This is a genomic window from Aquimarina sp. Aq78 (assembly GCF_900299525.1).
Classification (GTDB): Bacteria; Bacteroidota; Bacteroidia; order Flavobacteriales; family Flavobacteriaceae; genus Aquimarina.
This window is the reverse complement of sequence record NZ_OMKA01000003.1, coordinates 69,777-83,640: the sequence shown is the minus strand read 5'-3', so window position 1 is coordinate 83,640 and position 13,864 is coordinate 69,777. Positions and strand designations below refer to the sequence as shown.

The window sequence follows — 13,864 nt, the reverse complement described above, 5'->3', positions numbered from 1 at the left end:
AAAGGAATACTATAATTTTGATACGCAAAGATAAGAAAATTAGAGTTTTAAATTTAATACCCACTGTTAAAATACCTATGTCGCAGGAAGTTAGCCATGTTTATTTTGTTCCAGGGATGGCAGCAGATGTTTCGATATTCGAATATATTAAGCTTCCCAAGGATAAATTTGTAACTCAAACCCTACCTTGGAAGATTCCTGATAAGAACGAATCTATTGAGAATTATGCTAAACGTATGTGTGAGGAAATTGAACATACAAATTGCATTTTGATCGGAGTATCGTTTGGCGGAGTGATGGTACAAGAGATGAGTAGATATTTGAATTTAAAGAAACTTATCATTATTTCGAGTGTTAAAAACAAGTTTGAGTTACCTACCCGAATTAAAATTGCCAGAAAAACCAGGGCCTATAAATTGTTGCCTACAGCAATAGTTTCTAAAATAGATAATTGGGAAAAATTAGCTTTTGGTGATTTCGCCAAAAAACGAGCTGCTATGTATCAAAAATATTTATCAATTAATGATAAAAGATATTTGGATTGGGCTATTGAAAAAATGGTGTGCTGGGATCAGGAGAAAACACCAGATGAGCTTATTCATATTCATGGTGATAAGGATATCGTTTTTCCTATCGCAAATATAAAAAAATGTATAACAGTTGATGGGGGAACTCATGTTATGATTGTAAATAGAGCGAAGTGGTTTAATAAACATTTGCCCGAAATAATTAGTGATAACTTGCGTTAATCTAACTTTTTACGCTATATTGTACAATAAATTTTATTCCCCAATAAAATCAAAATCTACTTAAGTAATGAAAACAATTAAGAAATTTTTAGTTCTCTTAGGTGTGCTGTTCACCTTCGGAATTTTAGTAAATGCTACACAAGACCATCAGCCAGAAAAACCATTGGCACAAGAAGTTTTAGAAGAAAAATTGATAAATGATTATAATGTATATGCTATTGCAATGCCAGATAATCTTAATTTTTCTGGAGAATTAGTTCCAATAGAAAATCCAGATATAAGAGAACGAATGGATAGAGAATTGTTGGTTAATACCTACTGGCAATCTAATGGTTTACTTCTTTTTAAGAGAGCAAATAAGTATTTTCCTATTATAGAACCAATCCTTAAAGAACAAGGTGTTCCAGATGATTTTAAATACCTGGCTGTAATAGAAAGTAGCTTGACTCAAGCTGTATCTCCTGCAAGAGCAACAGGGTTTTGGCAAATCTTAAAAGGCACTGCTAAAGAGTATGGGCTAGAGGTAAATGAAAATGTAGACGAACGTTATCATATCGAGAAATCCACAATGGTGGCTTGTAGATATCTTAAAAAAGCAAAAGAAAAATTTGGTTCCTGGACTTTGGCAGCAGCAGCCTATAATGCTGGTAGAGCAGGGGTTAATAAACGACTCGATAAACAAAAAGTGACTACCTATTATGATCTTTTATTAGGAGAAGAGACAGGTAGATATGTATTTAGAATTGTTGCAGTGAAAGAAATCTTAAGCAACCCAAAGAAATACGGCTTTAATTTTAGTAATGAAGATTTATATACTCATATCCCTACATTTAATGTTTTGGTAGATGAGCCTATTGCTGATTTTACTGCTTTTGCCGAGCAATATGATATCAATTATAAAATTTTAAAACTACATAACCCCTGGCTTAGAGAAGCTCGTTTAAATAATCATTCTGGTAAAGAGTATCTTATAAAAATACCAAGAGAGGGGTATTACAAAACTACAACCGGACAATAATAATTTGAGATTTTTTATCTAAGTTAGCTGCTTGTTCTAAAGTAGTATGAAATATGACATGATATGGCATTAAGAAAAATATCTTATGTCGGTTATTGTTTGGATTTCTGGTAAATGGAAATGTTTGAAACTACTTTTACTAAGAGAACGTTGAGATCATACGTTCTTGATTTTATGACTAGTTACCAAGTGATTACTAAAATTTAGATGTGTGAATACTTCAGTACTTATTTCGTTAATTTTAATTGGGTTATTAGCAGGTTTTTTTAGTGGTACATTGGGGGTAGGAGGAAGTGTGATTATGATTCCTCTTCTGATTTTATGGGTAAACTTTTCTCAACACGAAGCACAGGGAACTAGCCTTGCGGTACTAGCAGTCCCTGTAACGTTGTTAGCTGCATATAACTACTATCAGGAAGGGTTTGTAAACTGGAAATACGCAATTATAATAGCAGTGACTTTTATTATTGGAGGATATTTAGGAAGCAAACTAGCAATTTCTATAAATCAGGCATTACTAAAAAAAATCTTTGGAGGAGTATTATTAATAGTAGCGATAAAAATGATTTTTGGGAAATAGAATTTACTAATTATCCTTTTTGATATTTATAGAATCTTGTTCTCGTTTATATCTTTCATATTCTTCATCAATATCGCGTTCTTCATCTGTACGTCGATCTTCATTTTCTTTTGCTTCAGCCTCTGCATTGTTTATTTCAGTATTTAAATCCAAATCAGCAATTAAAAGAGAAACGCCTTTTGATAATGAATTAAAGTGGATGTTGTAAGAGTTACTAAGTGTTTCACTTGAGTGATGAGTAACAATTTTTCTAATATCCAGTATCTTTTTATCTCCACCCATAAAATACATCATAGGAAAGCCTAATGCGTGCTTTAATTTATTGATAATATATGAATCCTGATTGGTTTTTTCATCAATGTGGACTAGGTGAATGTTGCTATTGTATTCTTTTACTTTTTCTTTTAATTTTTCTTTATTATCCCAGAAGAGGACTACAAAGTCAATCTGATCATGAAATCTATCGGCTAGATCGTTTAGCGCAGGGATTTCTCCAATGCCAGGAACACACCAGGAAGCATATGTAATAAGAAAAATTGGTTTTTCGTAATCTCTTAAAAGAATAGGATCTCCTTTTAGTGGATATACATTAAAGTTATCCATATAAGTTCCACTAAGGTGATTAGTTACCAGAGAGTCAAATAAGAATTCAGCACGTTCCAAATCTTTATCTTGATAAGCAAGATCAATTTTTTGGTTGTATTTTACGATATGCGCCGAAATAGCAACCGAAAATGGTATTTGTCTTTCTTCTTGAGCAAAGGAATTGCTGAAATATAAAGAGAGTATTCCTAATACTAATAATTTCTTCATTATAAATAGATTACGGTAGCTAATGTAATATAATGCCATCAAAAATAACATTTTTTAGGTGTAAAACTTTAGATGTTAGCTTAATTAAAAAACGTTCTAAAGATTGTATTAAACTATCATTAAACGTAATTTTTAATACAATTAGTATGCCTAAATTTTCTTCATTTGCTGTTTCATCATTGTTATCTGATCCTTAAGCATGTTGTGTTTGTCTAATTTTTTAGCTTCTGTAAGTAACATTTGGGCTTCTCTTTTACGGCGTTTAGTCATTGCAATACCAGCAAGATTTAATTTTGCCACTGCAAGATCCTGATTCATCGATAACCCTAGTTTAATAGCTTTTTTAAGATGTTTTTCGGCTTGTGTGATATTGGTTTGCGACAGCATTATACCAAGAAGGTAGTTGTGGTACCCTTGTTGTTTTACAGTAAGAGCACTTTCGGGATTTTTGATTTTGTTTAACCATTTTTTGGCACCTTCAAAATCTTGTTTACGTAACCTTAAGAAAGCCAGGAGAATTAATTCGTTTTTAAAGTATAAAAAGACAAAAATAGCAGCTAATAAAATAAGCATAATTCCATTACCTACATATCCTTCTACTATCTGCCATATTGCTACTCCGGTAACGATTGCTGCGATTACTAATTTTATATTTTTATTGTACATTTTAAACCTTATTTTATTGTTTTGTAGTTGTTTTTAAATTTTATTGATGTAGGTATTTTGGTATCTGGCATGGTAGAGATTAGTGTATTTCCTTTGCAGATACCTTCTGTGTTTCCTTCTAGCATAAGCCCTGTTTTGCTATTAACAGTTATCATTGCTTTTTGAGAACCCGATACGATTACGGTAGCGCTAGCATTTACATTTTCCATTTCTACTTCTGATGTAGCTGCAATAGTAGCATTTTCATCCGTAATTGAAGCAATATTCCATTTATTTTTGCTTTTCATTTTACCGGTATACTCATTTTCCCATTGGTCACCCAATGTAGCTTTATTATCACCATAGATATAGGTCATTTGCTCAAAATTACCTAATAATTGGTTATCTCCCCATTGTTGGTCTAAACTAGTGCGTACTTGCGCCACAGCATTTGGCTCTGTAATACCAGCATTTTTTATCATATTATCAATAAGGACTTCTGTTCCCTCTAAAGCATTAATTTTGCCATTTTTTTGCATTACCATGGTAATAGGGGAATTAATAAGTCCTTGAAAAATAAGGCCTTGTATATCGGTGGAATCTGGTTTTATAGAAGTGTCCATATCCATAAGAACTCCTAAAGTAGGAGAACTCGTTTTCATTTTTAGTGTTTGATATTTCATTTCTATATAAAACAGGCTATTTTCTATTTTTTTCACTACAAAAGACATCTCTGCACTAATATCATTTGTGATTGTTTGCTTTGCTCCAGAAATATCTTGCGTAATTATCTGTTCAGAATCCTGACGAATTGCAAAAGAATCTCCAATATTTAAATTATATTGCAAAGTAGCTTGAGAAAATCCAGTAATTGATAGTATCAGTACTAGTATAAAAATGATTGATTTTTTCATGAAAATAGGATTGCGATTTTCTTGTGCAAAGAAACTAATTTTTTTGGATAAAAAATATTTGATATTTACGTTTGTCAAAGTAAAAACTCTTTGTATATTTGCCCGCAGTTTTGGGAAGAAGTTCTCATAAAAGATCAAATTAGATATTTCAAGAAGATTTATAAAGATATATAGCAATGAAAAGAACGTTTCAACCATCGAAGAGAAAGAGAAAAAACAAACACGGTTTCAGAGAGCGTATGGCTTCTGCAAATGGTAGAAAGGTGTTGGCTCGTAGAAGAGCAAAAGGAAGAAAGAAAATATCTGTTTCGTCTGAACTAAGACATAAGCACTAATGATAACGTTCATTAAAAATATTGAAGGTGTTACTTTATAGGTAACGCCTTTTTTTATATCTAATACATAATTTTATAGGAAAAGCCAATACTGTTATTACATGCCAAAAAGAGAAAAACTAAAAAGTATACTTATTATAGGATCGGGACCAATTGTTATTGGTCAAGCGTGTGAGTTTGATTATTCTGGTACACAAGCACTACGTTCTTTAAGAGAAGATGGGATAGAAACGATCCTGATCAATTCGAATCCTGCTACTATTATGACAGATCCTTCTATGGCGGATCATGTATATCTTAAACCGTTAAATACTAAGTCAATAATACAGATTCTGAAAGAACACCCTCAGATTGATGCTGTATTACCCACTATGGGAGGCCAAACTGCGCTTAATCTTTGTATTGAAGCAGATGAAAAAGGAATATGGAAAGATTTTGAAGTAGAGATCATAGGAGTAGATATTGATGCTATAAATATTACTGAAGATAGAGAGCAGTTTAGAGAACTAATGCTTTCTATTGGGATTCCAATGGCTCCTCAGGCAACTGCCAATTCTTATCTAAAAGGAAAAGAGATTGCTCAGGAATTTGGATTTCCTCTTGTAATTAGAGCATCATATACACTTGGTGGGGCAGGCGCGTCTATTGTTTATAAGGAAGAAGATTTTGATGAATTATTAACACGTGGACTGGAGATTTCTCCAATTCATGAGGTAATGATTGATAAAGCTCTTATCGGGTGGAAAGAGTATGAATTAGAATTGTTAAGAGATAATAATGACAATGTAGTTATTATTTGTACTATAGAGAATATGGATCCTATGGGAATCCATACCGGAGATTCGATTACAGTTGCTCCCGCAATGACTTTAAGTGATAAAACTTTTCAGCGTATGCGTGATATGGCGATCCATATGATGCGTAGTATTGGAGATTTTGCAGGAGGATGTAATGTACAATTTGCAGTAAGCCCAGATGAAAATGAAGATATTATTGCGATCGAGATTAATCCTAGAGTTTCTCGTTCTTCTGCATTGGCATCAAAAGCAACAGGATATCCGATTGCTAAAATAGCAGCAAAGCTGGCTATTGGATATAACCTGGATGAATTAGATAACCAGATTACCAAATCTACTTCGGCTTTATTCGAACCTACATTAGATTATGTAATTGTAAAAATACCACGATGGAATTTTGATAAATTCGAAGGATCTGATCGTACATTAGGACTCCAGATGAAATCTGTTGGAGAAGTAATGGCAATCGGTAGATCGTTTCAGGAAGCATTGCATAAAGCGACTCAGTCTTTAGAAATTAAAAGAAACGGACTTGGTGCCGATGGAAAAGGGTATAAAGACTATGATCAAATTATAGATAAACTTACCTATGCCAGTTGGGATCGTGTATTTGTAATCTATGATGCTATCCAGATGGGAATCCCATTAAGCAGAATACACGAAATCACAAAAATAGATATGTGGTTCCTAAAACAGTATGAGGAATTATATAATCTTGAAAAAGAAGTTTCGACATATACCATTCAATCCCTTACTAAAGAATTAATACTGGAAGCTAAACAAAAAGGTTTTGCAGATAGACAAATAGCTCATATGGTAGGATGTTACGAAAGTGAAGTCTACAACAAAAGGGATGAGTTGGGGATAAAAAGAGTGTATAAATTAGTAGACACATGTGCTGCAGAATTTAAAGCCGAAACTCCTTACTTCTATTCTACGTTTGAAGCAGAAATAGAAACACCAGAAGGAGAAAAATATGTGTCTAATGAGAGTGTTGTTAGTGATAAAAAGAAAATTGTTGTTTTAGGTTCAGGTCCTAACAGGATTGGACAAGGAATCGAGTTCGATTATTGTTGTGTGCATGGCGTTTTGGCATCTGCAGAGTGCGGATATGAAACGATTATGATCAATTGTAATCCAGAAACTGTATCTACCGATTTTGACACTGCCGATAAATTATATTTTGAACCTGTATTTTGGGAACATATTTATGATATTATTAGGCATGAAAAACCAGAAGGAGTAATTGTTCAGCTTGGTGGTCAAACGGCATTAAAACTTGCTGAAAAGTTAGATCGCTACGGAATTAAGATTATAGGAACAAGTTACCAATCACTTGATCTTGCTGAAGATAGAGGACATTTCTCTAAATTATTACAGGAAAACAATATTCCATATCCTGAGTTTGATATTGCAGAAACTGCAGATCAAGCACTTGAAGTGGCAGATCGTTTGGATTTTCCAATTTTGGTGAGACCATCTTATGTATTAGGAGGGCAAGGAATGAAGATTGTAATCAATAAGCAGGAATTAGAAGAGCATGTTGTCGACTTATTACGCAAAATCCCTAATAATAAATTACTATTAGACCACTATCTGGATGGTGCGATCGAAGCAGAAGCAGATGCAATATGTGATGGTAAAAATGTGTATATCATAGGAATTATGGAGCATATAGAGCCGTGTGGAATTCACTCAGGAGATTCTAATGCTACATTACCTCCATTTAATTTGGGAGAGTTTGTGATGCAACAGATTAAAGATCATACACATAAGATTGCTCTGGCCTTAAATACCGTGGGATTAATAAATATTCAGTTTGCTATCAAAGATGATACAGTATATATCATTGAAGCAAATCCAAGAGCTTCGAGAACAGTACCTTTTATTGCTAAGGCATACGGAGAACCTTATGTGAATTATGCAACCAAAGTAATGCTGGGAGAAAAGAAAGTGACAGATTTTGATTTCAAACCCCATCTAAATGGATATGCGATTAAACAACCAGTATTCTCTTTCAATAAATTCCCTAATGTTAATAAGAAATTGGGTCCAGAAATGAAAAGTACAGGAGAGAGTATTTTGTTTATTGACGATCTTAAAGACGATCAGTTTTATGATCTATATTCGAGACGCAAAATGTATTTGAGTAAATAATACTTTATATATAGAAATTATAAAAAACCAGATTGTTAAGTATACAATCTGGTTTTTTTATTTATTTAACTCGTTTTAGGCATAAGAAAATATATAGCTTTCTTAATCAGGTTTTGTGTTTTATTTTTTGAGTTCATGTTTATAGATGGAGACTGGTATTAGTAATACATATAACTTTTATAGTTTAATCTAATTTATATCTTAAACCTATAAATAAACGTCTACCTTGATTTGGTGCATAAATATATGTTGGGTCAAAAGATAATCCATAAGGGTTGTCTGCTGTAGGAAGGACATTACCATTAGTGTCAAAAACCACATTTTCATCAAAAGGATCATTGGCTCTTGCTATGATAAAAGGATTACCTTTATTAGGTGTCCAGTTCAACAAGTTTTTTACTCCACCGTATACTTCAAAGCTTTTCAAACCATCATAGGTTAGTTGAATATTCTGGATACTCCAAACTTTAGATTCATCTTTTCTTGGATCTAACTCCCCCAAAACAGGTAAACGCATTGGGCCATATAGATTTCCTGTGTAATCAATAGTAAAATTATAATTGAAGTTTTTATAAGAAATAGTCCAGGTTCCAGAATATTTTTCGGTAAGTACTTGTTGTTGTTTAATACCATTTTCTTTTTGAGATACGTCTTGAATTGTAAATCCAGCCAAAGCTTTAAAGTTACTAGATAGAACAGCATCTAAATTAACACTTAATCCCTTACTTGTGGCAGAACCATTTAAATTATCATAAATAACTTGATTTGGATTGGTGTCATAATCTGGTAAGATCGCGTTGGTAAAATAAGTGTACCAGGCAGAAGCATCAATACCAATAATCATACTGTTTTTGGTGTATAATTTTCTTAGATAATTAACATTAACATTATACGATTTTTCGGGCTTTAATTCTTCTTCTATGATTACATCCCGAGAACCTGTTAAAGCAGCATGTTCTTCTGCAAATAAATTTACAACTCTAAAACCTGTTCCTGTGTTTAGTCTAAAAATGTCGTGTTCTGTGGGTTTAAATTTGTACGCTAATCTTGGAGTAAAAATATTACCGTGTCTTTTGTCATAATCATATCTTGCTCCAAGTAATAGTTTATGTTTTTCGCTTATAGTTATTTCGTCTTGAGCAAAAAAGGAAGGAATTACAATTTTATCTGAATTTTCTGTGATAGGTGTATTGTCATCATAATAATTATAGCGCATTGCCGCACCAAAAAGAAGATCGTGATTTTGTTTGGATTTATCCCAAGTTAATTGCCCGAAACCAATACGCTGTTTTGCTAGATAAAAAGTATCTCCATAAGCAGAATTTTGATCGTGATCTGAGTAGGAAAACTGAAACACCATATTTTCTTCTATCGGCAATTGATATTTACCAATTACTTCGTAACGAGTTGTATAAATACTTTCGCCATATATGTCTTTACCACCTCTAAATTCTGGAGTCCATTGCATTTCGCCTCCCCAACGATCTTCATAAAAGAAACGTCCGGCTACAGAAAACACACGATTGTTTTTTCGGGAAAAATCCCATTTTTGAAAAACAGAAATTCTATCTTGTAAAGTAACATCAGTAAAATTATCATTGTTATTATCAATCGGATTTGAGTAATTAAAGTAATTAGCTCCGAAAAGCATATTGGATTTTTTGCCAACTTTTGCTTTAAATCCCAAATCAAAATTTGCTTCTCCCCAATCTGTCACATAACTATCGGCAAAAAATATGGGAGCGTTTTCTGGTAATTTTGTAATTACATTAATTAATCCACCAACAGCTTCACTACCATATAGAGAAGAAGCTGGACCTTTAACTATTTCAACTTGCTCAATTAAGGAGTTTGGTATTCCAGAAAGCCCATAAACAGTTGATAAACCACTAACAATAGGCATACCATCGATTAAAACCAAAGTATAGGGGCCTTCTAGACCATTTATATGAATATCACCAGTGTTGCATACGCTACAATTAATCTGTGGGCGTACACCATTTACATTTTGTAAAGCTTCAAAAATATTAGGAGTGGGATTCTTTTTTAAGAAAGTTGGTGAATATACTTCTACAGGAACCGGGCTTTCGAGTCTTTTTACGGGTTTCAGAGTTCCGGTTATTACGATTTCATCAAGAAGTTCAACCTCTTCAAGATTGATATCAATGATAATGTTCTTTCCTTGTAAAGAGATTTGTTTTTGAAATGTTTTAAACCCTGTAAAAGATGCTACTAAAACATAATCACCTTCAGGAATATTTTCAATTATAAAATTTCCGTTTTCCTGACTTACTGTACCTGTTTTAGTACCTTTTAAGTATATATTCACAAAAGGTAAGGATTCGTTATTTGTTGTTACTTTTCCCGAAATATCGAATGTATCGTTGGCCCGTAAAATATTTGATAATAATAGTAGAAGAATAAAAATGTGCTTCATTTTTTGAATAGTTGAATTATGACGCAAATATTTTATTTTAATTAAATCTAAATAATGATAATTATCATTATTTAGATGAAAAACTTAGATGTCAATACAATATAAAGGCAGGAATAATAAGAAAAGTTGAAATTGCTTTTAGAGGAAATGGAAATGAGTTTATAGAGGAGAATTTAGAAAGTGTTAGTTTTTAGATTCTTATAAAGGAATCATATAAAATCTAATGTTCGATCGTGAGTGAAAGTGTTGAACAACGTTTTTTTTGTTTCAATGCATAAATAAATGATTATAAACTTGAGTATAATGTCGATTTGTGAATAAGAATATCATAAAAATAATGCTGATTTATTCCGAATAAGATTCACTAATTCATTAATTTAAGGTTAACGCAGTGTTAAATAGTGTTAAATTTCATTAAATTAGTATTGGTTTTTTCTTCTGAAATTTTCTTCTATTTAGGCATTCTCTTTTTTCGTTTAACCTCCTGATTTTCAATAATGCAACAGTGTTGCATTATTGAAAATCAGGAGGTGATTCATCTGATTTAAGGACGATAATAGAGCCATAACTAGCTGTTTGTTACGTGTTTGCCGTATTTGTTTATTTGAATTAATCTTTACTTTTGAACAACAAATTTTAATGAGAGCTCAACTTTTAATTTAAATTTTAGAATCAAACGTTTAACACAAAAAATCAAACAATAATGAAAACTCAACTGAGAATTTTAAGTATACTAACAGTCTTCTCTTTCCTCTTTTATAGTTGCGAAAAAGATGCTGATGGGGTTACTGATATCGAAACCGGAGTAGATACCACTGATGAAGTCGGAGCAGATCAGGCAGTACCTGGAGAGTATATTGTAATTTATAAAGAAGATAAATCTCTATCTGGTAAAAGTGCTGGTATGAAAGCTAAATCCCAGCAAACATTATCTAAATATGCGATAGCAGAGGATAATATAAAACAAACCTATAGCAGTGCTATCCAAGGTTTTCATGTAGAAAACTTATCTGTAAAGGAGGTAGAAATGCTTAAAAATGATTCTGAGATTGCATATATCCAGCCTAATTATATTAGAACACTGGATGTTGAAATGGGAACACCAGTTAAGGCCCTTCCCGCGACTGTGCATAATAAAGCAGCGAACAAAGGTTCTTGGTTACCGAGTGGAGACTTTTTACCATGGGGTATAAATAGAGTAGGTAGAGCAAATGGTGCTGGTAGAACTTGCTGGATTATTGATAGTGGAATCTCACCTCATAGTGATTTAAATATTGATACCAACCGAAGCAGAAGTTTTGTTGGTGGATCATGGCAAGATCAAAACGGACACGGAACTCATGTAGCAGGAACTGTTGCTGCAAAAAATAATGGTTCTGGAGTTATTGGTGTAGCTTATGGTGCTACAGTTGTTTCTGTAAGAGTTTTAAATGCGCAGGGTAGCGGTAGTGATGCAAGTATACTTGGAGGTGTAGATTATGTTGCCAGAAATGCAAGAAATGGAGATACCTGGAACTATAGTATAGGATATAGAAATCGTCATACTGATGCAGCTACAGACAATGCTTTTAGAAACCTAGAGCGAACAACTTATGGCGCTATGGCTGCAGGTAATAGTAATGATGATACACAGTATTATTCACCACAAAGATTACGAACTAGAAACTCTTGGAATGTGGGTAACATGACCAGAAATGATGGTCCTGCAGGAACTTCTAATTACGGAAGAAGTGTAGATCGTTGGGCTCCTGGTACCCAAGTATGGTCTACATGGTTAAACGGACAATTTAATAGAATCTCTGGTACTTCTATGGCGTCACCACATGTGGCAGGAATACTATTGCTAAGAGGTAACAGTACAGGAACAGATGGTTCCGTAAGTAAAGGAGGCCATACGGCTCCTATAGCTACCACAAATTAATATACGGTAGTTTCATATTTTTGAGTATGTATTTAGAGGCTGGGTAACTCCAGCCTCTTTTTTGTATTTTAAGTAGAAATTCTAAAGAATTATGATGTTATTTTTCTAGAAAACCATCCGCTTCCCAATCCAGGATAATATCTATTGTGGCTTGAGGCAACCTACCTTCTGGAGGCATTACATTTACTCCTGTTGAGTTGACTAAAAGTACAAGATCTCTATTCACACCAACTATAGTTTCTGTGAAATTACGCATAGGAAAAGGAGCTCCGTTTTGAGCAGGAACGGTATGGCAACGTACACATTGACTATCTATAATAGTCTTAACATCTGCATCATATGTCGTAATTTTATTTGGGTTTGGATTTGTATCAGGATCTGGATCCGGATTAGGTTGTGGACTATCATCACCACTGCTACAATTAAAGCAAAGTATAGCTATAAGTAGCATTAAATATTTTTTGAATATATTTTCCATAACGGGGTTTTTATATGAAATATACAAAGATTTTGCTAATAGATGGTATAACGTAATGATCTTGATTTAATTATAAGTCGATCTTTACATTATATTGGTCAAGGATTTCGAAATGGGATTCGGGGTCAAATTCTGAGTCTTTGAAACGATTACGCCTTGTAACTGCATCTTCTTTGCGTATAATACTTCTTACAAAACGACGTATCGAAGTTTTGTTTTCTAATATCAATCCGGGTATAGGCACACTTTTGCCTTTGTCATTTTTGGCCACCATAGTAAAATAACTAGAGTTGCAATGTTTTACTTTACTGGTCTGTATGTTTTCTGATTCGACTCGTACACCTACTACCATAGAGGTATTGCCTACATGATTAACAGATGCTTTAAGGGTTACAAGTTCACCTACCTCAATAGGTTTTAAGAAATCTACTTTATCGACACTAGCAGTCACGCAATAGGTTTCTGAGTGTTTAGAAGCACATGCAAAAGCAATTTGATCCATCAAAGACAAGATATAGCCACCATGTATTTTTCCACTAAAATTAGAATGGGAGGGGAGCATCAATTCTGAAATAGTTACTCTGGATTCGGTATTGGTTTTGTACTTTTTCATTCTAGTATTCATTTAGTTGATAATATAAGAATTGTACTACTTATTTCTAAAGTGAGGAGAGTCTTCCTCAACAACATCGATTACAAAATATTTTGTGTCTCCAAGCCAGGAAATTTTAGCAAAACGTTCCTTATATTTTAATTTTACATATCTACCTTGAAATTTTTCGAGTTTCTTAATAATGTCTTCTTTCTGGCTTTCAACAGAAAAACTAAATATTTGCGCTCCAGAGATCCCCTGACTAATTTCGCCTTCCCAGGTTTTAAACACCACTCCTTTATTACTAAATTTTATGAGCTCGCCACTTCGGGTTCCTTCGCTATAAGATGCATAATATATAAATGCATACCATGCTGCAAAAAGAGCTAAGATTACAATGATGAGTATTCCGAGTATTTTTTTCATTT

Annotated in this window: 13 protein-coding genes; 6 read left to right on the top strand and 7 right to left on the bottom strand. The window is 33.2% G+C overall.

Features of this window, described 5'->3' with window-relative positions:
* The first annotated feature begins 77 nt into the window (after positions 1 to 77).
* From DG435_RS05335 to DG435_RS05325, 3 genes are all read left to right on the top strand, one after another.
* Entirely contained in the window at positions 78 to 749 is a 672-nt protein-coding gene (locus tag DG435_RS05335) for an alpha/beta hydrolase (RefSeq protein ID WP_106794846.1), read from the top strand.
* A gap of 67 nt (positions 750 to 816) precedes the next feature.
* On the top strand, positions 817 to 1,767 hold the full coding sequence (locus DG435_RS05330) for a lytic transglycosylase domain-containing protein (protein WP_106794841.1): 951 nt from the start codon (positions 817 to 819) through the stop codon (positions 1,765 to 1,767).
* Positions 1,768 to 1,978: 211 nt separating this feature from the next.
* Positions 1,979 to 2,347, top strand: coding sequence for a sulfite exporter TauE/SafE family protein (locus DG435_RS05325; RefSeq protein WP_106794842.1), 369 nt, complete (start codon positions 1,979 to 1,981; stop codon positions 2,345 to 2,347).
* A 6-nt stretch (positions 2,348 to 2,353) separates the two neighbouring features.
* Here DG435_RS05325 and DG435_RS05320 read toward each other — a convergent pair whose 3' ends face one another.
* The 3 genes from DG435_RS05320 to DG435_RS05310 all read right to left on the bottom strand — a co-directional run bounded on the left by DG435_RS05320 (position 2,354) and on the right by DG435_RS05310 (position 4,719).
* On the bottom strand, positions 2,354 to 3,160 hold the full coding sequence (locus DG435_RS05320) for a redoxin domain-containing protein (protein WP_159025773.1): 807 nt from the start codon (positions 3,158 to 3,160) through the stop codon (positions 2,354 to 2,356).
* Positions 3,161 to 3,310: 150 nt separating this feature from the next.
* Positions 3,311 to 3,826, bottom strand: coding sequence for a lipopolysaccharide assembly protein LapB (locus tag DG435_RS05315; RefSeq protein ID WP_106794844.1), 516 nt, complete (start codon positions 3,824 to 3,826; stop codon positions 3,311 to 3,313).
* Between the two features lie 8 nt (positions 3,827 to 3,834).
* The gene (locus DG435_RS05310; protein ID WP_108840565.1) at positions 3,835 to 4,719 is read right to left on the bottom strand and encodes a DUF6263 family protein; all 885 of its coding nucleotides are present in this window, start codon (positions 4,717 to 4,719) and stop codon (positions 3,835 to 3,837) included.
* A 176-nt stretch (positions 4,720 to 4,895) separates the two neighbouring features.
* Here DG435_RS05310 and rpmH point away from each other — a divergent pair, with 176 nt between their 5' ends.
* Both rpmH and carB read left to right on the top strand, forming a co-directional pair.
* Positions 4,896 to 5,054 (top strand): 50S ribosomal protein L34, encoded by a 159-nt coding sequence (gene rpmH, locus DG435_RS05305; protein WP_074410140.1) that lies wholly within the window; start codon positions 4,896 to 4,898, stop codon positions 5,052 to 5,054.
* A gap of 101 nt (positions 5,055 to 5,155) precedes the next feature.
* On the top strand, positions 5,156 to 8,008 hold the full coding sequence (carB, locus tag DG435_RS05300; RefSeq protein ID WP_106792987.1) for a carbamoyl-phosphate synthase large subunit: 2,853 nt from the start codon (positions 5,156 to 5,158) through the stop codon (positions 8,006 to 8,008).
* 184 nt (positions 8,009 to 8,192) lie between these two features.
* On the opposite strand, the gene DG435_RS05295 is transcribed toward carB, so the two are convergent.
* The gene (locus DG435_RS05295) at positions 8,193 to 10,445 is read right to left on the bottom strand and encodes a TonB-dependent receptor (RefSeq protein ID WP_106792986.1); all 2,253 of its coding nucleotides are present in this window, start codon (positions 10,443 to 10,445) and stop codon (positions 8,193 to 8,195) included.
* Between the two features lie 703 nt (positions 10,446 to 11,148).
* Between DG435_RS05295 and DG435_RS05290 the strand changes: the two genes are divergently transcribed.
* Positions 11,149 to 12,366, top strand: a complete 1,218-nt coding sequence (locus tag DG435_RS05290) for a S8 family serine peptidase (RefSeq protein ID WP_106792985.1) — start codon at positions 11,149 to 11,151, stop codon at positions 12,364 to 12,366.
* 97 nt (positions 12,367 to 12,463) lie between these two features.
* Here DG435_RS05290 and DG435_RS05285 read toward each other — a convergent pair whose 3' ends face one another.
* From DG435_RS05285 to DG435_RS05275, 3 genes are all read right to left on the bottom strand, one after another.
* Positions 12,464 to 12,844 (bottom strand): cytochrome c, encoded by a 381-nt coding sequence (locus DG435_RS05285; protein WP_106792984.1) that lies wholly within the window; start codon positions 12,842 to 12,844, stop codon positions 12,464 to 12,466.
* Between the two features lie 70 nt (positions 12,845 to 12,914).
* Complete coding sequence (locus DG435_RS05280; RefSeq protein WP_024771170.1) at positions 12,915 to 13,457, bottom strand: acyl-CoA thioesterase; 543 nt, start codon at positions 13,455 to 13,457, stop codon at positions 12,915 to 12,917.
* A 36-nt stretch (positions 13,458 to 13,493) separates the two neighbouring features.
* Complete coding sequence (locus tag DG435_RS05275) at positions 13,494 to 13,862, bottom strand: 6-phosphogluconate dehydrogenase (RefSeq protein ID WP_106792983.1); 369 nt, start codon at positions 13,860 to 13,862, stop codon at positions 13,494 to 13,496.
* Positions 13,863 to 13,864: the final 2 nt, after the last annotated feature.

What these genes read in the sequence shown, in the direction of transcription:
- DG435_RS05335 (WP_106794846.1), top strand. Translation starts at nt 78, where the DNA reads ATGTCGCAGGAAGTTAGCCATGTTTATTTTGTTCCAGGGATGGCAGCA.
- DG435_RS05330 (WP_106794841.1), top strand. Translation starts at nt 817, where the DNA reads ATGAAAACAATTAAGAAATTTTTAGTTCTCTTAGGTGTGCTGTTCACC.
- DG435_RS05320 (WP_159025773.1), bottom strand. Translation starts at nt 3,160, where the DNA reads ATGAAGAAATTATTAGTATTAGGAATACTCTCTTTATATTTCAGCAAT.
- DG435_RS05315 (WP_106794844.1), bottom strand. Translation starts at nt 3,826, where the DNA reads ATGTACAATAAAAATATAAAATTAGTAATCGCAGCAATCGTTACCGGA.
- DG435_RS05310 (WP_108840565.1), bottom strand. Translation starts at nt 4,719, where the DNA reads ATGAAAAAATCAATCATTTTTATACTAGTACTGATACTATCAATTACT.
- rpmH (WP_074410140.1), top strand. Translation starts at nt 4,896, where the DNA reads ATGAAAAGAACGTTTCAACCATCGAAGAGAAAGAGAAAAAACAAACAC.
- carB (WP_106792987.1), top strand. Translation starts at nt 5,156, where the DNA reads ATGCCAAAAAGAGAAAAACTAAAAAGTATACTTATTATAGGATCGGGA.
- DG435_RS05295 (WP_106792986.1), bottom strand. Translation starts at nt 10,445, where the DNA reads ATGAAGCACATTTTTATTCTTCTACTATTATTATCAAATATTTTACGG.
- DG435_RS05290 (WP_106792985.1), top strand. Translation starts at nt 11,149, where the DNA reads ATGAAAACTCAACTGAGAATTTTAAGTATACTAACAGTCTTCTCTTTC.
- DG435_RS05285 (WP_106792984.1), bottom strand. Translation starts at nt 12,844, where the DNA reads ATGGAAAATATATTCAAAAAATATTTAATGCTACTTATAGCTATACTT.
- DG435_RS05280 (WP_024771170.1), bottom strand. Translation starts at nt 13,457, where the DNA reads ATGAAAAAGTACAAAACCAATACCGAATCCAGAGTAACTATTTCAGAA.
- DG435_RS05275 (WP_106792983.1), bottom strand. Translation starts at nt 13,862, where the DNA reads ATGAAAAAAATACTCGGAATACTCATCATTGTAATCTTAGCTCTTTTT.